14 protein-coding genes, 3 tRNA genes and 2 pseudogenes are annotated in these 19667 nt (G+C 31.7%); 15 read left to right on the top strand and 4 right to left on the bottom strand.

Annotation, left to right across the window (positions count from 1 at the left end; genetic code table 11):
* The first annotated feature begins 7 nt into the window (after nt 1–7).
* Nucleotides 8–1750, top strand: a complete 1743-nt coding sequence (locus PW5551_RS04365) for a glycoside hydrolase family 2 protein (RefSeq protein ID WP_113074574.1) — start codon at nt 8–10, stop codon at nt 1748–1750.
* Nucleotides 1751–1797: 47 nt separating this feature from the next.
* A complete protein-coding gene (locus PW5551_RS04360; RefSeq protein WP_113074590.1) occupies nt 1798–3864 on the top strand; it encodes a beta-galactosidase in 2067 nt (688 codons plus the stop codon).
* A 71-nt stretch (nt 3865–3935) separates the two neighbouring features.
* Here the strand turns inward: PW5551_RS04360 and mscL are convergent, their stop codons facing one another.
* Nucleotides 3936–4337: a large-conductance mechanosensitive channel protein MscL gene (gene mscL, locus PW5551_RS04355; RefSeq protein WP_113074589.1), complete on the bottom strand. Its 402-nt coding sequence runs from the start codon at nt 4335–4337 to the stop codon at nt 3936–3938.
* Nucleotides 4338–4439: 102 nt separating this feature from the next.
* Here mscL and PW5551_RS04350 point away from each other — a divergent pair, with 102 nt between their 5' ends.
* From PW5551_RS04350 to PW5551_RS04295, 12 genes and pseudogenes are all read left to right on the top strand, one after another.
* Complete coding sequence (locus tag PW5551_RS04350) at nt 4440–6590, top strand: alpha-galactosidase (RefSeq protein WP_113074573.1); 2151 nt, start codon at nt 4440–4442, stop codon at nt 6588–6590.
* Between the two features lie 254 nt (nt 6591–6844).
* On the top strand, nt 6845–7963 hold the full coding sequence (locus tag PW5551_RS04345; protein WP_113074572.1) for an ROK family transcriptional regulator: 1119 nt from the start codon (nt 6845–6847) through the stop codon (nt 7961–7963).
* 99 nt (nt 7964–8062) lie between these two features.
* Nucleotides 8063–9934, top strand: coding sequence for an ABC transporter substrate-binding protein (locus tag PW5551_RS04340; protein WP_113074571.1), 1872 nt, complete (start codon nt 8063–8065; stop codon nt 9932–9934).
* A gap of 99 nt (nt 9935–10033) precedes the next feature.
* Nucleotides 10034–11043 (top strand): annotated as a pseudogene (locus PW5551_RS10805) (ABC transporter permease).
* A gap of 12 nt (nt 11044–11055) precedes the next feature.
* A complete protein-coding gene (locus tag PW5551_RS04330; RefSeq protein WP_113074570.1) occupies nt 11056–11919 on the top strand; it encodes an ABC transporter permease in 864 nt (287 codons plus the stop codon).
* Between the two features lie 5 nt (nt 11920–11924).
* Nucleotides 11925–12761: an ABC transporter ATP-binding protein gene (locus PW5551_RS04325; RefSeq protein WP_199562182.1), complete on the top strand. Its 837-nt coding sequence runs from the start codon at nt 11925–11927 to the stop codon at nt 12759–12761.
* Nucleotides 12730–12834 (top strand): annotated as a pseudogene (locus PW5551_RS10800) (oligopeptide/dipeptide ABC transporter ATP-binding protein); the annotation flags it as partial. The gene PW5551_RS04325 and the pseudogene PW5551_RS10800, both read left to right, overlap by 32 nt.
* A 90-nt stretch (nt 12835–12924) precedes the next feature.
* Nucleotides 12925–13938, top strand: coding sequence for an ABC transporter ATP-binding protein (locus PW5551_RS04320; protein ID WP_113074588.1), 1014 nt, complete (start codon nt 12925–12927; stop codon nt 13936–13938).
* A gap of 206 nt (nt 13939–14144) precedes the next feature.
* Nucleotides 14145–14549: a carbohydrate ABC transporter permease gene (locus tag PW5551_RS04315; protein ID WP_199562180.1), complete on the top strand. Its 405-nt coding sequence runs from the start codon at nt 14145–14147 to the stop codon at nt 14547–14549.
* A gap of 590 nt (nt 14550–15139) precedes the next feature.
* Nucleotides 15140–16033, top strand: a complete 894-nt coding sequence (locus PW5551_RS04305) for an MFS transporter (protein WP_113074568.1) — start codon at nt 15140–15142, stop codon at nt 16031–16033.
* 128 nt (nt 16034–16161) lie between these two features.
* Nucleotides 16162–16566, top strand: a complete 405-nt coding sequence (locus PW5551_RS04300) for a hypothetical protein (protein ID WP_113074567.1) — start codon at nt 16162–16164, stop codon at nt 16564–16566.
* Nucleotides 16526–16738, top strand: coding sequence for a hypothetical protein (locus tag PW5551_RS04295; RefSeq protein WP_146738327.1), 213 nt, complete (start codon nt 16526–16528; stop codon nt 16736–16738). The genes PW5551_RS04300 and PW5551_RS04295 overlap by 41 nt, the downstream gene beginning before the upstream one ends.
* A gap of 62 nt (nt 16739–16800) precedes the next feature.
* Here PW5551_RS04295 and PW5551_RS04290 read toward each other — a convergent pair.
* From PW5551_RS04290 to PW5551_RS04280, 3 genes are all read right to left on the bottom strand, one after another.
* Nucleotides 16801–16877: transfer RNA gene (locus PW5551_RS04290), tRNA-Met, on the bottom strand.
* A 10-nt stretch (nt 16878–16887) separates the two neighbouring features.
* Nucleotides 16888–16964: transfer RNA gene (locus PW5551_RS04285), tRNA-Met, on the bottom strand.
* A gap of 30 nt (nt 16965–16994) precedes the next feature.
* A tRNA-Leu gene (locus PW5551_RS04280) sits at nt 16995–17083 on the bottom strand.
* 134 nt (nt 17084–17217) lie between these two features.
* On the opposite strand from PW5551_RS04280, the gene PW5551_RS04275 reads away from it, so the two are divergent.
* Complete coding sequence (locus PW5551_RS04275) at nt 17218–19665, top strand: hypothetical protein (protein ID WP_113074565.1); 2448 nt, start codon at nt 17218–17220, stop codon at nt 19663–19665.
* Nucleotides 19666–19667: the final 2 nt, after the last annotated feature.

Here is a 19667-nt window from a genome sequence, read left to right as displayed (position 1 = left end):
TATAATTATGAATGAAATACCTCGTCCTGAATATCCTCGACCGAACTTTGTTAGGAAAGAGTGGTTAAATTTAAACGGCACATGGGATTTTGAATTTGATGATGATAATGTTGGAGAAAAAGAGAAATGGTTTATATCGCATAGTTTTTCACAAGAAATAGTAGTTCCGTTTTGTTATGAAAGTGAAATGAGCGGTATTAACAATAAAGGCATTCATGATTATGTATGGTATAAAAAGAATTTCTCTATACCAGAGTCTTGGAAGAATAAAGTAATAAAAATAAATTTTGGAGCAGTTGATTATGTAGCCAAAGTATGGTTAAATGGTAATTATATAGGTAGTCATAAGGGAGGTTATACTCCGTTTAGTTTTGATATTACTAATTTTTTAAATTGGAATGGTAATGAAGAAATTGTAGTGAAAGTTGAAGACCAGAGCTATAATGCAAAACAAGCAAGAGGGAAGCAAACATGGATAGGAGAACCTTTTGCTTGTTGGTATACAAAAACTACTGGTATATGGCAAACAGTCTGGTTAGAAGCTGTCGATGATGTACATATCGAAAAAGTCAAATTGACTCCAGATTTAGACAATGGTAATCTAAAGGTTAATATTTTAATGACACCAAAAGCGGTTGGAAGAAAGCTAAAGGTCAAAATAAAGTTTGAAGAAATAGATGTTGTAGAGACACAATTTCAATGTTCGAATGATGAAATGAGTTTTGTTTTAAATTTGTTAAGTAAGAAATTCGAGTGGAAGATTAAACTATGGACTCCAGAGGAGCCTAATTTATATGACATTTACTTTGAGTTAATAGATAATAATGGAAAAACTGTAGATTCTGTTAAAAGTTACTTTGGGGTTAGAAAAGTCTCCATCAAAAATGGAATGTTTTTATTGAACAATCGTCCTTATTACCAAAAGTTAATATTAGATCAGGGTTATTTCCCTGGCTCATTGTTAACTCCTCCAAGTGAAGAAGCAATTATAAATGATATAAAAATGACTAAAAATTTTGGATATAACGGGGCACGAAAGCATCAAAAAGTTGAAGATCCACTATATCTTTACTGGTGTGATAAGTTAGGATTATTGGTATGGGGTGAAATGGCTTCTTTTTATGAGTTTACGGACGAGGCAGCCAACCAATATACAAGGGAATGGCAAGAAATCTTAGATAGGGATTATAATCATCCTTCTATAGTAGTTTGGACACCTTTTAACGAATCATGGGGAGTTCCTAGCATTTTGGTAGATAAAAGTCAACAGAGTTATACAGTAGGTCTAGTTAACATGATAAAATCTATAGACTCCACAAGATTAGTTGTATCCAATGATGGTTGGGAACATACAGACACTGATTTATGTACTATTCATGATTACAGAGAATCCGGAAAAGAATTTCTGAAAATATATGAGGATAAAAATAAAATTATCAATGATGCTCCTGCGAATAAATTTATATTTGCAGAAGAATTCTCATATAATGGTCAACCAATTTTAATAACGGAATATGGGGGAATTGCTTTTTCACAGGCAGAAGGATGGGGTTATGGAAATAAAGTAACTAATGAAGAAACTTTTTTAAAACGTCTAATCGAAATAACCAATGCAATAAAATCTATTGAATACATAGTCGGTTATTGTTATACACAGTTGACAGACGTTGAACAAGAAATGAATGGGCTTTTGACTTATGATAGAAAGTTTAAAATTGATCCTGAAAAAATAAAAGCTATAAATGATTGATTTGTTTAACTACCTCCGAAACAGTATCTATTTCAAAGGAGCAAGAAATTGTGAAGTATAAACCAATTAGTGAAAAACCCCCTCATTTTTTGCATGGTGCTGACTATAACCCCGACCAATGGTTAAAGTATCCAGATATTTTAGAAGAAGATATTAGATTAATGAAACTAGCTAACTGTAATGTTATGTCAGTTGGGATTTTTGCGTGGAGCACTCTTGAACCTGAAGAAGGAAAGTTTAATTTTGAATGGTTAGACGAAGTTATTGACCGATTGTATAAGAACGGGATTTATACTATTTTAGCAACTCCAAGTGGTGCAAGACCTGCATGGATGGCTCAAAAATATCCAGAAGTTTTAAGAGTGGGACCAAATAGAGTAAGAAACTTATTTGGAGAAAGGCATAATCATTGTTATACTTCTCCTATTTACCGAGAAAAAGTTAGAATAATGAACACAAATCTTGCTGAAAGGTATTCAAAACATCCCGGAGTAATCATGTGGCATGTATCTAATGAATATGGAGGAGAGTGTCATTGTAACCTTTGTCAAGAAGCATTTAGAAATTGGCTAAAAGATAAGTATGGAACTCTTGATAATCTTAATCATGCTTGGTGGACTGCTTTTTGGAGTCATACATATACCGACTGGTCGCAAATAGAATCACCTGCTCCACATGGAGAAAATATAGTACATGGCTTAAATTTAGATTGGAAAAGATTTGTAACATATCAAACAGTTGATTTTCTTAAACATGAAATCAAGCCTTTAAAAAAGATAAATCCAGATTTACCCGTTACAACTAATTTCATGGGGGTGTACGAAGGTTTAGATTATTGGAAATTTGTAGATTATTTAGATATTATATCTTGGGATAGCTATCCAAAATGGCATATATATAATGATGATATTGATTTAGCTTCTGGTGTGAGTTTAGTTCATGATTTAAATAGATCCTTAAAAAGTGGGAAACCTTTTATGTTAATGGAAAGTACTCCAAGTACCACAAATTGGCATGAGATAAGTAAATTAAAAAGACCTGATATGCATTTGCTTTCTTCTATTCAGGCAGTTGCTCATGGTTCAGATACAGTTCAATATTTTCAATGGAGAAAAAGTAGAGGAAGTACAGAAAAGTTTCATGGAGCTGTTGTTGATCATTGTGGGTACGAAAATACAAGAGTTTTTAATGATGTTAAAGAAGTAGGGAATATGCTTCAAAAGTTAGATGAGATTGTTGGAACAAGTGTAAAACCTGAAGTAGCCATAATCTTTGACTGGGAAAATAGATGGGCAATGAAAGATGCAGAAGGACCCAGAAATATTGGAATTAATTATGAAGAAACAGTTGTAAGTAATTATAAACCTTTCTGGAAAAATGGGGTTTCTGTTGATGTAATTAATATGGATTGTGATTTTTCAAAATACAAGCTACTTATTGCTCCTATGTTGTATATGGTTAGACCAGGAGTTTCTGAAAGAATAGAAGAATTTGTAGAAAGTGGCGGAACGTTTGTTGCAACCTATTGGTCTGGGATAGTTAACGAAACAGATTTATGCTTTTTAGGGGGATTCCCTGGACCTTTAAGAAATGTTTTGGGTATTTGGTCTGAAGAAATAGATGCTTTATATGATGGAGAAGAAAGGCTTGTCTCTTTTAATGAAGGAAATGAATTAGGGTTAAAAGGAGATTATAAAGCAAAAGAGTTGTGTGATTTGGTTCATTTAGAAGGAGCTCAAAGTTTAGCAAACTACAATGAAGATTTTTATAAAGATAGACCGGCTTTAACGGTTAATAGTTTTGGAAGAGGAAAAGCTTATTATATTGCTTCAAGAAATGAAGAAAAATTCAACGATACTTTCTATTCAGCCCTTATAGAAAATTTGAAATTAAAAAAAGTCATTGATACCAAGCTGCCAAGTGGAGTAACAGCTCAAATGAGAACAGATGGGCAAAACGATTACGTATTCCTAATGAATTTTGGGAATAAAGAAAAAGTTATTAATTTGGATGAAAATAACTATTTTGATATAATAACTGAGCAATTTATAGAAAGACAAGTAGCATTACCTATTTATGGATTAAGGATTTTAAAGAGAAAAGCAAAAATATAAAAGAAGAAATAATAAAAAAGGGGTGTTTCACCTCTTTTTACTTATACTTGGTTATGAATTTAACTGAAAAATTATTTTTTAGATTTAATTTCTTCTAAAATGTTTTTGATATCTGTTAACAGCATCTCTTCTTTAGAAGGAACTGGTGGAGCGGAAGTAGGCGGAGGAGGAGCGGGTTTTTCAAATTCCTTTCTTATCCTATTTATGAAGTGAACAAATATGAATATAGAAAATGCTACTATTAGAAAATCCACCACTATTTGGATAAAATTACCATATTTAATGGACGCCTCTCCTATGCGAAATTCAAGGCTTGCGAAGTTTATGCCCCCGATGAGTAAACCTATAAAAGGCATTAAAATATCGTTTACTAAAGAAGTGACAATTTTACTAAAAGCAGTCCCTATAATAACCCCAACAGCGAGATCAATGATGTTTCCTTTGACAGCAAATTTTTTAAATTCTGACAACATACCTTTCATAAGATCCCCCCTCGTATAATAGTAAATTGAGGAAGTATTTCAATTAATTTTATCATATTAATAATATAAAACAAATGTGAAGAGGTGATAAGTGTGGCAATAACTTATGAAGGCAAAAACAAAAGATGGTTTTTAGAAACAGAAAATATGGGTTACGTGTTTGGATTGGATGAAAAAGGCAAGTTGAAAAATTTGTATTGGGGATCAAAATTGCCAAGATTTGATGATTATCCTGGGGTTAATGACCTTGTTGTAATGGACAGATACACTTGGAATGATGAGTTTTCTGTGAGAGGTGAAAAGAATAATGTTGAACATTGCCTTAAAGTTGAATATTACGATGGAGTGAGAGACGTAGTTTTGAATTATGTTAATTTTGAGATTAAAGGCGATCAACTAATTATAAAATTATTAGATGAACAATATGGATTGAGTGTAAAACTTTTTTATAGATTAATAGAAAAGTACGACATTATAGAAAGATGGGTAGAATTAGAAAATAATTCTGATAAAGAAATAAAGATAGAAGATATAAAATCAGCGTCATTATACGTTGAAAATTCAAAAAAAGCGAGCTTAAATTATTTAACTGGTATGTGGGGAAGCGAATTTCACTTACGAAAAGAAAAAATAAATGAAGGGAGCAAAGTTTTAGAAAGCAGAGTAGGTAAAACCAGTGCTTATATGAATCCGTACTTTGCAATTGACTATGAAGCTACTGAAGAAAGGGGTAAAGTATATTTTGGTGAATTAGCCTGGAGTGGAAACTGGAAAATATCGATCCAGAAAAGGATTTATGAGAGAATAGGAATCATCTCTGGGATAAATGAATGGGACTTTACATATATTTTAGAACCATCAAAAAAATTCATAACCCCTAAGTTTGTGTTTGGTTTTTCAAATGAAGGATTTTCCAAAGCTAGTCAAAATCTTCACCATTATCAACTAGATTATATATTGCCCCAGGATAAAGCTCATAAAATCAGGAAGGTTTTATACAACTCATGGGAAGCAACTACGTTCAATGTAACTGAGGAAAATCAAAAGATTCTTGCAGAAAAAGCAGCAAAAATAGGTGTTGAATTATTTGTAATCGATGATGGATGGTTTGGTCAAAGGAATGACGATCATGCCGGCCTTGGAGATTGGTATGTCAACAAAGAAAAGTTCCCAAATGGGTTAAAACCATTAATAGAGTATGTAAAATCCTTGGGAATGGATTTTGGTATATGGGTAGAACCAGAAATGGTTAATCCTGATAGTGATTTGTATAGGAACCATCCAGATTGGGTGATCAATTTTCCTAATAGGCCTCGTTCATTACAGCGAAATCAGTTAATACTTAATCTTGCAAGGCAAGATGTAAAACAATTTATAATAAATTTCATGGACAAGCTTTTAACAGAAAACGATATAGATTTTGTTAAGTGGGATATGAACAGGCATATTTTTGAATCAGGCTGGTCAGAAACGGAAGTGAAAAAACAAAGAGAAATATGGGTTAAATATATTTGGAATTTGTACGATATTTGGAAATACTTAAGAGAAAAGTATCCTCAAGTTACTTTTGAAAACTGTTCTAGTGGTGGAGGAAGAGTAGATTTGGGTATTATGCAGTATGCAGACCAAGTTTGGACAAGTGATAACACAGATCCTTTTGATAGGTTGGAAATCCAAGAAGGGTTTTCTTATGCCTATGCTCCTAAAATAATGATGGGTTGGGTAACTGATTGGGGAGGAAAAGAAGCGTACCCTTTAGAATACAGGTTTCATTCATCCATGATGGGATCTTTAGGAATTGGAGCAGATTTAAACAAATTTAGCGAAAAAGATTTTGAAATAGCCAAAAACCAAGTTCAATTTTACAAAGAAATAAGAAAAATAGTACAAGAAGGGTATCAATACAGGCTGTCATCAGTAACAAATGAGAGATATTTTGCAGTTCAATATCTAAACGAAGATAAGAGCGAAGGAGTCATTATATATCTTAGAAATCCAATGAGATTTGGGTTGTTTGATAGAGTCAATTTAAAGTTAAAAGGTTTAGAAGATGAGGCTTTATATACAATTTACGAAGGAGTTAAAGATGAAGAAAAAGAAGTGATCACTTTGTCTGGTAAAGCACTGAAAGAAAGAGGAATTATTATAGAAGATTCAAGTAAGAAGTTTCTAACTTATGGAAAAATAGACCATTTTTTTAGCAGAATATTGAAAGTAAAGAAAATTTCTAATAATATTAAGTAAATCAAGTAAATTTTGTTAAGATAAATTAATCTTAGGTTTTATGGTTATTTGAAAATAGTTCTATATTTTTTATTTTGTTCAAAATTAAGTAATTTTGAGATTTCTTTTTGTAATTGAATTTAATTACGAATAATCTACCGTGATTTAAAATAGCTAACGTTTATTAGACTTGCTTTGCATTATAATAGTTGATATAATATTTTGTGTAATGTGCAAATATTAAGTTAAATTAACAATATTTTTTGGTGATAAAAATGCTTTTAAATAATAATACTCAACTAAAAATAATACAAAATATCTGGTTAAAGGGAAATGTAACAATGTTAGAGCTTAGTAGAGAATTAAATATTGATAGATCAAATATTTCGAGAAATTTAAAGAAATTAAAGAAAAGCGGTCTTATTATTTATGATGCTGAAAAAGTTGAAAATCATACCGTTGGTAGGAAATCTTATCAGATAAAATTCAACTATGATTTCGCCTATAATATAGGAGTAACTGTTACAGAAAGCTTTATTCTTGCATATCTGATGAATTTAAATTTTAAGGTTATTAGAAAAGAAATTCTTTTTAAAAAGGTTGATGAAAAAACAATCATAGATGATTTAAATTATTGTATAAATCTTTTCTCATCTTATTTAGATAATGTTCTTTTTATAGCGGTTTCTTTCCCTGAACCTGTGGACCATGAACAAGGAATGGTTTTATCATCCGGTATTTTCCCAATTCAAGATCTGCCTTTAAAAAGAATATTAGAGAAAAAAATTAACAAGTTAGTTTATCTAGAAAATGATGCTAATGCAGGTGCAATGTATCATTTTTTACGAAATAGAGGAAAATATCAAGATATTGTTTTTATGTTTTTAAGTTTTCATATAAATGAGAAAAATATAGAAGGGATTCAAGGTAATGGAATAATTATAAATGGTGAACTTTACAAAGGAGCTCATAGTTTTTCGGGAGAATTACCCTTAATAATAAAAATAGTAGATCAAGAAAAAACTAATGCTTTAGATCTTTTACGATTTCAAAAATTTGTAAACAGCAAACAAAATTCTATTATTTTAGAACCTTACGTTGAATGGTATTCGAAAATAGCATCTATTATGATTAATTTTTTAGATCCAGAAATATTCATTATTGGTGGACATACGGAAATTCTACCTAAAAAAGCTTTAAAAGAAATGGTGAAAAAAACAGAATCTAAAATTATAGACAATGGTAGAAGGAAAATTAAAATAATAATAGATGAAAATGGATTAGAGAGCATTTCAAAAGGATCTGCTATGTCTTATATGAACCAAATTATGAATGATACAGAATTAGTCAATAAAATTTTCTCAAAAATTAGCGCCAATAATAAATATAATTAATGCTTCAATTAGATCTAAGAAATTTATTCTGTAAAAACTTCATAATAAGTATCATCGTTCTTTTGTTTTCTATTTTAATTTTGAAGGAGGAATACGGGCATGAAAAAGAGAGTGTGGATAGTAGCTTTAGCTATTTTGTTGGTTGGGACTTTTTTTTCACAGGTATTACCAACGATCCCACGAAGTGAAACTTTGATTGTCGATAACTTGCACGGAAGAGTTGGTAATCCAGGAAATTTTAATCTCTGGATACCTGGATCTCTAGCAGGACATGGGCCTCAACAGGTATTAATGGATGCTTTGTGGTATGTTGATCCACAAACAGGTGAATGGATAAATGCTTTAGCAGCAGAGGAACCTGTGTATAATGAAGATTTCACCAAAATAACTATAAAATTAAGGGAAGGGATTTACTGGAGTGATGGGGTTCCTTTCACAGCTGAAGATGTAATATTCACTGTAAAAAATATAGCAAGTAATCCGGGAATGAATTCAAGTGCTCAACTTCAAATGTACGTAAAAGATATTTACAAAACGGATGATTATACCGTGGTTATAGAACTTAATTCTCCAAATCCTAAGGCTCATAACATTTTTACTTCATTAGTTTATGGAGCTCTTTTTATCCAGCCAAAACATATTTGGGAGAATGTTGAAAATCCTTTAACTTTTACTTTTAACCCACCTGTTTCAATAGGTCCATATATACTAGATAGTTACGACCCACAAGGATATTGGTTTCTATTCAAAAAACGTGATGATTGGCAAAGAACAAGTGTAGGTCAATTGTATGGAGAACCAAAACCTAACTATGTTCTCTTCATTTACTATGGTACTGATGATAGAAAAGTAGCTGCTCAGGCTCGTCATGAATTGGACATGATTTTTGACTTAACTCCTGAAGCGTTTGAAGTTTTGAGAGAAAGGAACGAGTATTCCGTGGTATGGTACGAAGACTTCCCTTGGGCATGGATGGATGATGTTAATTCCAGAGGGATGTTCATTAACAATGCTAAATATCCGTTCGATATAAAAGATGTAAGATGGGCATTAACCCTAGCGATAAACATAGAGGAAGTTGTTATTTCAGGATACGCTGGAATAGAGAGAGTTTCTCCTCTCCACTCGTGTCCTACTCAATATTTCACTGAGATATATTATGATCCTTTAGAATCCTGGCTTGAAAGCTTTACATTAGATGATGGATATAAACCATATGATACAAATGTTGCTTACAGAATAGCTGATTGGGCTGAAGAACAATACAATATTGAAGTAGAAGATCCCGAAGCAGTTTGGGGGGTCGGTTGGTGGAAATACGATCCTCAACAAGCTGAAAAACTTCTTTTGCAACATGGTTTTTCTAAAGACAAAAATGGAAGATGGTTACTCCCTGATGGGACTCAGTGGAAGGTAAGCATCGTTGCACCAGCTGATTTTGAAATAGATGCCACAAGATTAGCTTTTGCGGTAGCCGATCAGTGGAGAAAATTCGGGATACAGGTTAATGTTGAAACCCTAGAAGCAGGTCCCTTATGGACAAGACAGGCTATAGGAGATTATGAAGTTGGTTCATTCTGGGGAGGAATGTTGGCATCCTCAGGTATTCCTGATATTTGGACGTTCATCAATGGCTTTAAATCCGACTTCTATACCCCTTTAGGAACTGCCGTAACAACTGCGAACAATTACAGATGGAAAGTCCCTCAAAGAGTAGATAAAATAATAGATGAGATGGGCGCTTCTTATTTTGCAGATCCTAAAGTTATGGAATTAGCGCAAGAGTTCTACAAAATAGCTGTTGAAGAAATGCCTATAATTCCAATGGTAATAAACAAAAAATTTAATGCTAACGATAACTATTATTGGACAAACTATCCTTCGGCAAAAAATCCTTATATGGCCAATGTTTCTTGGTGGGCTGAATTTAAGTTCATGCTGCCAAGACTAGAACCTACAGGAAAAAAGTAAACTAATAATAAAAATTTTCACAAAAAAACTAGGTAGTCAAAAGGTTCGATGCCCGCTCGTAAGAGCGGGCATTTAACAAATAAAATGGAGGGGAAACTATTGAGAGTATTGAAAACATATGTTATTCCTCGTTTAATTCAGTATGTAGTCGTTATATTCATTGGAATAACAATAACTTTTATAATTCCCAGATTAACTCCGATAGATCCGGTCCAAACGGCAATAAATCGCCTTACTTCTTATGGTGGAATGTATATGGAACCTGAAGCTATTGCAAGCTTACAAAATAATTTAAAAGAATTATATGGTTTAGAAGGAACATTATTTGAACAATATTTAGCTTTTTGGAAACATCTTTTTACTTTTGATCTGGGTCCATCATTATCCATGTTTCCAACACCAGTTATGGAAATAATAGCCAACTCTCTTCCATGGACATTTTTTTTACTTTTGACTTCTATGATCATATCATGGCTCATCGGTAATATTTTGGGAGGATTAGCCGGATATTTCAAAGATAAAAAATGGTCTGATGTATTAGCTGTAATATCTATGTCCATTTATCCTATTCCATATTATGTTATGGCACTAATTTTAGTTATTTTGTTTGTTTATATTTTCCCAATATTTCCAATGATGGTGGATACAGTATAGGAATCCAACCGTCTTTTAGCTGGACGTTTATTATGGATGTTATTAAACATAGTATTTTACCTGGTATATCTTTAGTAATAATAGGTATAGGTTGGTGGTTTTTAAGTATGAGATCGCTGACTTCTAATATAGTAGCAGAAGATTTTGTGACTTATGTAGAATTTGCAGGGTTACCTAAAAACAAAATACTGTTTAGTTATGTAATGAGAAATGGTATGCTTCCTCAAATTACTAATTTAGGTCTTCAAATTGGAGGCATTTTTAATGGAGCAATTATAACTGAAGTTGCTTTCTCTTACCCAGGAGTTGGTTCTTTATTAAAAATGGCAATTACTAATGGAGATTTTAACTTAATGATGGGCATCTCAGTTTTTTCAATTATAGCTATTGCAACTGCTTCTTTGATAGTTGATTTAACTTATCCTTTGTTTGATCCAAGAATAAGGTATAAATGAGGTGATGATAATATGTTTGTTATATTTAAAGACCTTTTAAAAAGGGATAAAAAATTTTTATTTGGATTTGTAGTAATCTTTATCTTAGCTTTTTTAGCTATAATATCGATTTTTTCACCATATGACCCAAGATCATGGAACGTAGTTCCAAAAGATAGACCACCAAGCTTGCAATATCTATTAGGTACAAACTCAATGGGACAAGATATATTTTGGAATACTACGCATGCATTAAAAAACTCGTTCATTTTAGGATTAACAACGGCCATCATATCTACTATAATAGGAACAATAGTTGGATTAATAGCAGGGTATAGAGGAGGAATCTTAGATAGAGTTTTAATGTCAATAAATGATAGTTTTATTGTATTACCTTCTCTACCAATACTAGTATTTTTGTCTTTCTCTTTAAGGGAAAGAATGACTATATTTGTATTAGGGGCGATACTATCAATATTTTCATGGCCTTGGGGTGGGAAACAGGTTCGAGCTCAGGTCTTAAGTTTAAGGGAAAGAGAGTTTACTTACACATCTGTATTTTCAGGGATGAACATGTGGAAAGTAGTATTTAAAGAACATTTACCTTTTGTTATCCCTTGGGTTATAGCAAACTTCATTAATACAATACTTTGGGCTTTAGGAATGGAAATAACATTATCAGTTCTCGGTTTAACTAGTTTAGAAACTCCCACTATAGGTACAACGATACATTGGGCCATGCAGTATCAAGCTATATTCAGGGGAATATGGTGGTGGATGCTAACTCCAATAATTTTGTCTATAATATTTTTTGTAGCCTTATACATGTTATCAGTAAGTATAAGTGAATTTTTAGATCCAAGAACTAGGCTGCAAAGAATAAAAATGGGAGGTTAATATAGATGGCGTTACTTCAAATAGAAGATCTGTCTGCATATTATATAACCCATGTCTTTGGTGTGAAAAGAGATGTAAAAGCGGTAGATAATTTAACCTTTTCTGTTGAAGAGAACGAAATTATGGGTTTAGCAGGTGAATCAGGATGTGGAAAAAGTACATTATTGAAAGTGCTATTAGCGATGGTAAAGCCACCCTTAAGAGTTTTAAAAGGAGAAGTAAATTATTCATACAATGATAAAAACTTTAATTTATTAACTTTAGAAAAAGATAAACTTAGAAAAGTACAATGGGAAGATATCTCATATATTCCACAAGGATCGATGAGTACATTTAACCCTGTAAGAAAAATAAGAAAGACTTTTGAAGATGTAATTTCTGCTCACAAAAAAACCGAGGACAAAAAGGAGTTTGAAAAGTTAACGGAAGATCATTTAAAATATTTAGGATTACCTTTGGAAGTCTTGAATTCTTATCCTCATCAACTATCTGGAGGCATGAGGCAAAGAACTACAATAGCGTTAGCAACTATCCTTAAACCTAAAATTATTTTTGCAGATGAACCCACAACAGCTTTAGATGTTGTAGTTCAAAGAGGAGTTATTCAAATGCTTAAACAATTGCATAGAGAACAAGAAAATACCATGGTAATAGTAACTCATGATATGGCAGTACATGCTAACATTGCAGATAGAGTAATGGTAATGTATGCGGGTAAAATAGTTGAAATCTCAAAAAAAGAAAAATTGTTTACCAACTCTAGCCACCCCTATTCTAAATTTTTGATTAATTCTCTTCCGAAAATAGGAGATAGAAGTCAAAAAAAAAAGTGCACCAGGTAATCCTCCGTCTCTTGCTAATCCACCAGAAGGTTGTAGATTTCATCCAAGATGTCCATATGCGAAAGATATTTGTATAAAGCATGTTCCAAAACTCATTGAGGATGAAAAAGGGCATTATGTAGCTTGTTTCTTATACTCAGACGAAATTGAGGAGCTGATAACATTGCCGAACAAACTATTAGAAGTTAAGAATTTAGTAAAAATATTTCATTTAGGCGGAAGGTTTTTTGGAAGTAAGTTAAAAGCAGTAAATAATGTGAGTTTTGATATAGAAGCGGGTAAACCTGAAATACTAACTTTTGCTGGAGAGACAGGAAGTGGGAAAACGACAGTTGCTAGGATGATATTAGGTTTAGAAGAACCAACATCTGGAAAAGTAATTTATAAGGGCAGAGATGTAACCCATATAAAAAAAAGGCAAGAATTAATGAAACACATGAAAGAAGTACAACCAATTTTTCAGAATCCGTTTGAGACATTCAATCCTCTTAAGAAAGTAGACTCCTATTTGTTTGAAATGACTGACAATTATCATTTAGCAAAGACAAATGAGGAAAAGTTAAAGGTTATAGAAGAACCTCTCAATTCAGTTGGTCTAACTCTTAAAGAAATCAAAGGGAGATATCCAAATGAATTATCTGGTGGACAACTTCAAAGGGCTTCAGTAGCAAGAGCTTTAATAACAAGACCTTCTTTACTTATTGCTGATGAACCAGTTTCAATGGTTGATGCCTCACTAAGAATGTCGATCGTTAATTTATTTGCTGAGTTAAAAAATAAATTTAACGTATCTGTATTATATATAACACATGATCTTGCAACAGCTTATTATATAAGTGATCGTATAGCAATAATGTTAAGAGGAGATGTAGTTGAATTTGGAGATATAGAAAAAGTTATGCTTTCGCCACTTCATCCATACACAAAAATACTCATCGAATCAGTTCCACAACCTGATCCTGAAGGAACTTGGAAAGAAGATATAAAACTTTCAGCTCTTGAAGTAAAAGAATTTTCACGTCTTGGCTGTAAATTTTATGAAAGATGTCCTTTTGCCATGGAGGTATGTAAGAATATTGAACCCCCAAATGTTTTTGAAGATGGTAGAGAAGTAAAGTGCCATCTTTATTCTAAAGAAATAAAAAATTATAAGAAAGTAAAAAAATTCGTCGAATAATTTATTTGGAGAAATAAAGGTGAATTGAAAGCTTTTTATTTGTTTTCAAGAAAATATTTTAGTAATTGTAGATAGTAAATTAAAAAAGGGAGGGCTTCCATAGCCTTCCTTTATTTTGCTTACTTTTAAAGTTTCTTTAATTATTAAAATATATAGCCTAATAAATTCTATTAGTTAGTAAGGATTAGAGGGAGGAGGTTTCTAAAATGACACCCGGATTTGAAAAAAGTCGAAATAAATGGGGTTGCTTTTTTGTTAGCATTGCAGTTTTTTTCTTAGTTTTATTTATTTTTTATCCTTTAGTGTATTCTCTTTATTTATCAACATTTTCAACTAGAGGTGTTTTAAAGAATTTTGTGGGTTTTGGTAATTTTCAAAGGCTCTTTCAAGATACATACTTTTTACAATCATTAAAAAATATTCTTATAATTTTGGTTATTCAAGTTCCTATAATGCTTTTCTTAGCTCTTATATACGCATTTATACTTAACGATCCAAAATTAAAGCTTAAAGGAGTATTTAGAACAGCACTTTTTTTACCTGCAGTTACTTCCCTTGTTGCTTACAACGTGGTTTTTAAAATGATGTTTTCAAATGTTTCTAATTCTTAATTCTATTTTTTGTACATTTTTATTTTCCTTTTTTTGTACATCTAGGTATTGACTTTTACAATATAAATGTACATTGATTTCAAAAAATTAGCTAAATTTAAATATGGTGGCAGATACTATATGCATACGATATGGTTCAAAGAACATGGAAACACTTAAATCTATTTCAAAATGGAATTTACATACATGCAAAAGTACAAAGGATAAAAACTGATGATAGGACAAAAGTTTTGTAGAGGTTCCCTTTGAAGATTTACTTCAAAAAGGCTTTTCAATAATCTTGATGAGGGCTGATTACGACAACAAACTAAATCAAACGATAGGGATAAACGAAGAAGCAAAAGAGTTGAGTGAAATATCAACAGTGTTAAAAGGGTTAGTTGAGAGTTTTAAGATTTGAAAATTTATTTTTTTACAAATAGTTAGGATATTTTTTAAAAAACGGGCTTAGCCCGTTTTTTATGATTATTAAAAATAGTTGAAAAGATAAACTATTTTTTTGTTTATATAAAAAATGCATATTTTTATTATGGCAAATTAGCTTTTATGTTAGAATAAATAAAAAATATAAAAAGGGAGAGAGGAGAAAGTTGAGAAGATCAAATAACCAAACTAAAAATTCAATGTTGATTATTTTTGGAATAACCTTAATGGTAGTTATGGGAGTGTCAAGTATTTCTCCCATTTTCCCTATGTTAAAAGATGAATTTAATGTAACTGAACAACAAGTTGGACTTTTAATTACTTTTTTTAATCTTCCCGCTATATTTTTGACTCCCGTTTTTGGAATATTAGCTGATCGGTATGGAAGAAAAAAATTCTTGGTTCCTTTGCTTTTTTTATATGCAATTTCCGGAGTATTATGTGCTTTTACTAGAAAATTTAGTGTTTTGTTGTTTTTAAGAGCTTTGAATGGGATCGGAGCATCCTCATTAGGAGCATTAAACGTAACCCTTATGGGAGATCTTTTTGAAGGTAAAGATAGGATAAAGATAATCGGATACAATGAAACAGTCGCAAATATTGGTTTGGCTATATACCCTTCTATAGGTGGTTTGTTAGCAATATTTGGTTGGCAGTATCCTTTTTTCTTGTCTTTGCTGGCTATTCCAATAGGTATATTAACTTTAGTTTTTTTAGAGGATTCTCACCAAAAAGAGGATGAAAACTTTAAAGAATATTTTGTGGGTCTTTTAAAAGCTTTAAAGGATGTTAAAATAGTTTTTATTTACCTTGCAGGTTTTTCGACTTTTTTTTTGATGAGTGGTGCATACTCCTTAACAACTCAATTAAGTACAAAAAAGAACCGTGGTGCTGTTCTCTCATTAAGAGAGGTATTTTTTAAGTTATCCGGAACTATTGCACCATTAATGATGGGTTGGTTATATGCTATTAACGGATTGAAAGCTGTTTATTTGTTTTCTGGGATTTTTTCATTAATAATTTTCTTTTTATTTTTGTTTGTTTTCAAAAAAATATTTTAAAAACCCAAAGGATTATAAAAATTTTGACTTAATTAATAGAGCCAATATTTATTAAAAAATGTTTTAATTCTTTTTTAATTTATAACCATTAAAATCAAGATATATATGCTTTGGATATTTCAGGTGGGGTGAGTTACAACAGTTTTAACTTTGATTCATATGTAGATGGCGAAAAAAGTAACGCTTATGAAGGTTACGAAGGTTTAACGGAAGGATTGGGAGCTCAAGCCGGATTAGGTATAGGTAACAGATTTGGAATAGAAGCAGGTTTTGAGATGTTTCAAAGTAGTGGAGAAAAATCTTGTGTGTCCGTTGAACAAAAGACGTATGCTCCGTATGGAGTTTTAAAATTGCAGATTATTGATAGCTTTCTTCCTATAAGTTTCAACATAAATGGAGGTGTGGGATATTATAACAATGAAACAACTTCATCGGGAAAGTTGGAATTAGGCTCAATTGGTATTGAAGCTGACTTAGGAGGAGTAAAGTATAGTGGATGGGGGTTATTTGGTAGGTGCGGGAATGAGATTTAACCTTAACTCTAACGTAGGAATATCTATAAATGGTAGTTATAGAAAATCAGAATTACCCCTTACCGAGATGCGTGTTTTAGATGGAGAGTATCAGAAATATGAGGGAGAAAAAGAGGTAAAACTCGATCTTTCTGGATTTAAAGTTGGAGCAAATGTTGTTTTGAGTTTTTGATTGAAAGTTTTTATAAATATAAAAAAGGTGTGGGATACCCACACCTTTTTTAATATCGATGTTGGTGGCGGCGAAGAGATTCGAACTCTTGACACTACGGGTATGAACCGTATGCTCTAGCCAACTGAGCTACGCCGCCATAAAACAAATGGTAGCGGGGGTAGGATTTGAACCTACGACCTTCGGGTTATGAGCCCGACGAGCTACCAGACTGCTCCACCCCGCACCAAGTATAAAGAAAAATATATATTTTAGATGGTGCCGAGAGTCGGACTCGAACCGACACGAGTGTCTCCACCCAGCGGATTTTAAGTCCGCAGCGTCTACCAATTCCGCCATCTCGGCTTAATTACAAGAATAAGTTTATCATAAAAAGGTTTCTTTGTCAAGATTTTTTATATAAATTTTAGTAAAATATATTATAATCAAAATAGGATGTTCAAATAAAAAAAGATATTAAAAGGAGAGTAGATTATTTTATGATTTTAAAGAAAGAATTCAAAAGAGGAATTTTATTTTTTGTTTTTTTATTTATAGTTATAGCCGCTTTTTCTTCCATGGTTTACACTCCACCTAAAGAATTATATCAGGAAGAAACGAAGAATTACAGATTTGTTTTTGAAAAGGATTTATATTATTTCTATTCTGAAATTAAAGATTACGCGGAAGAGTTGTATGCCAAATATATGTATTTTTATGGTTCAAACCCTGGAAAGATAACTGTTTTTATACTTGATGATGTTGATTTTACTAACTCTTTTGCAAATACTTCAACTAACGTAATAAGACTTTATATCAATCCCCCTAATGATTTTATGGCATTGGGAGGTAATGTAGAAGATTGGAGTAGATTTGTATTTTCTCATGAGCTGACGCACATATTTTATGGAAGCGATGTAAGAGACCCTTTGATTTCGTGGATTCCAAACCAATTGATTAAAAATTCCATAAATATGATTCATCAACCTAGTTATTTACATGAAGGTTTGTCTATTTATATGGAGAGCAAAGAGTTTGATGGAAGGTTTGAAGACGATTTATTTAATATGTATCTAAGATCAGAAATTTTGAGTAATGAGTTTCCTCGATATTATTTGGGTTCAGGTTCACAAATAGATACTTGGAGTCCTGCGGGATTTAATTACATGTATGGAACGATTCTAGTTCGAGAGATAGTTAATAATTATGGAGAGATGGCCTTAAGACAAATGGTTAGAGTTTTAAATACAAGTGTTTTTACTAATATAGATGAGGCGTTTTATTGGGTGACAGGAAAGAGTTGGAATAGGTTTTTGTATGATGTAAAGCAAAAATATTTGGAAGAGTATGACATTTTAACAAATAAAGGATATAAAATGTCATGGATGAAGGTAGATGATACTTACAAAGATACAGGGAATCTTAGAACTGATGGGGATTCCTTATATGGTTATTTTTTAATGCCGGATAAACCTAAAGGTATTTATAAGGATTATGAGCTACTTAAAAAGAGCGTTAATTCTTTTGATGTTAATTCTAATGGGGACCTTTTGTATTTGGTTACAACTTACAACACAGGTTTTTACACTAACAAGTTGTATTTTGAATGTTCTTGTAGAACTGGAGAACAGCTAATCGATGAAAGGGTAACAAGTTTTGGATTTTTATCGGACAATAAAGTAGCGTATTCAAAATTAGAAAATGGATTAACTGCATTTTATGTATATGATTTAAACACTCAAGAAAAAGAGAAATTGATTGATTATGGGAAATATGTTGTTAACGAAATTACGGGAAATCAAGACATCATTTATTTTTCAGCTAATTACAAAAACCAAACAGATATTTATTCGTTTGATTTAAATACCCACAGATTGTATCAAATTACCAATGATTCTGTAAAAGAACTGGGTTTATTTGTGTATGATGATTATATTTATTATTCAGCTAATTATAAAGATGGCATTTACAATATTTATAGATTAAATATTGAAACTCAACAAGCAGATCAATTAACCTCTTATTTAAGTGGGGCATTTAATCCGGTGTTAATTGAAGATAAACTTTATCATCTTGTATATAGCCATGAAGGTTTTCATCTGAGTTTTATTGATACAGATCAAAACGTTATAGATTCATTTGCTTTAAACAATAAAGTTCAACAAACTGATTTTGAGAAATTTGAAATATTTTATCCTGATAATAAACAAATAGATAGGTATGTTTTTGAGAAACCTTATTTTGTTCCTTTTCCTTTGATATTGGCAGATCAAGATGATAATGTTTTATTGGGCGCAGGAGTTTTTTTCATGAGTGAAGCAATGAATTACTCGGGATTTGTAGATGGTTTAAGCGACGGAGAAAATTTCTATGGAGATCTGTTTTTGAGCTTTGATTATTTCACAACAAATAGCATAGGATTAAGTTTCGATGGTGAGAATTTATCTTCTAGTTTTTCAATTTCTGATAGTTACACATGGTATTTAGGGAATTACATTAATTCAGCTTTAGGATTAGAAATAGCTTTTGAAAATACTTCATTTGATTATTACGGACTTCAAGGGATTTTTCAATATGGTCCATACGCTGTAAATAATTATAATATATATGAATTAGGAACGGGTATATCTTATTATTCAAATTCTGGATTAGTAGCTTATGTGGATAAACCTTTTGTTGTTTTTAATAGTAAAATTAACCCTTATGTCGGATACCAAGAAAAATCTATCTATTTAGGAAGCAGTATTGATAGAGTATTATGGCGACCTTATGTTTCCTTTGAAGCTGGAAAGTACAGGTTTGATGGGATTGTTGCAGGAGCGGATGTTAATTACAATTTTGGTAAGGAAGAGTTTGATTATCTAATTTATATTCAATTTGATTTTAGTTTGTTTTATTGGCTTAATTTGCCTCTAGCAATAACAAGTGATATGTTTGGAATTAAATAGTT

Origin of the sequence: Petrotoga sp. 9PW.55.5.1, from assembly GCF_003265365.1 — a bacterium.
Lineage (GTDB): Bacteria > Thermotogota > Thermotogae > Petrotogales > Petrotogaceae > Petrotoga.
The sequence above is the reverse complement of the archived record's forward strand: the minus strand, read 5'-3'. Positions and strand labels throughout refer to the sequence as shown.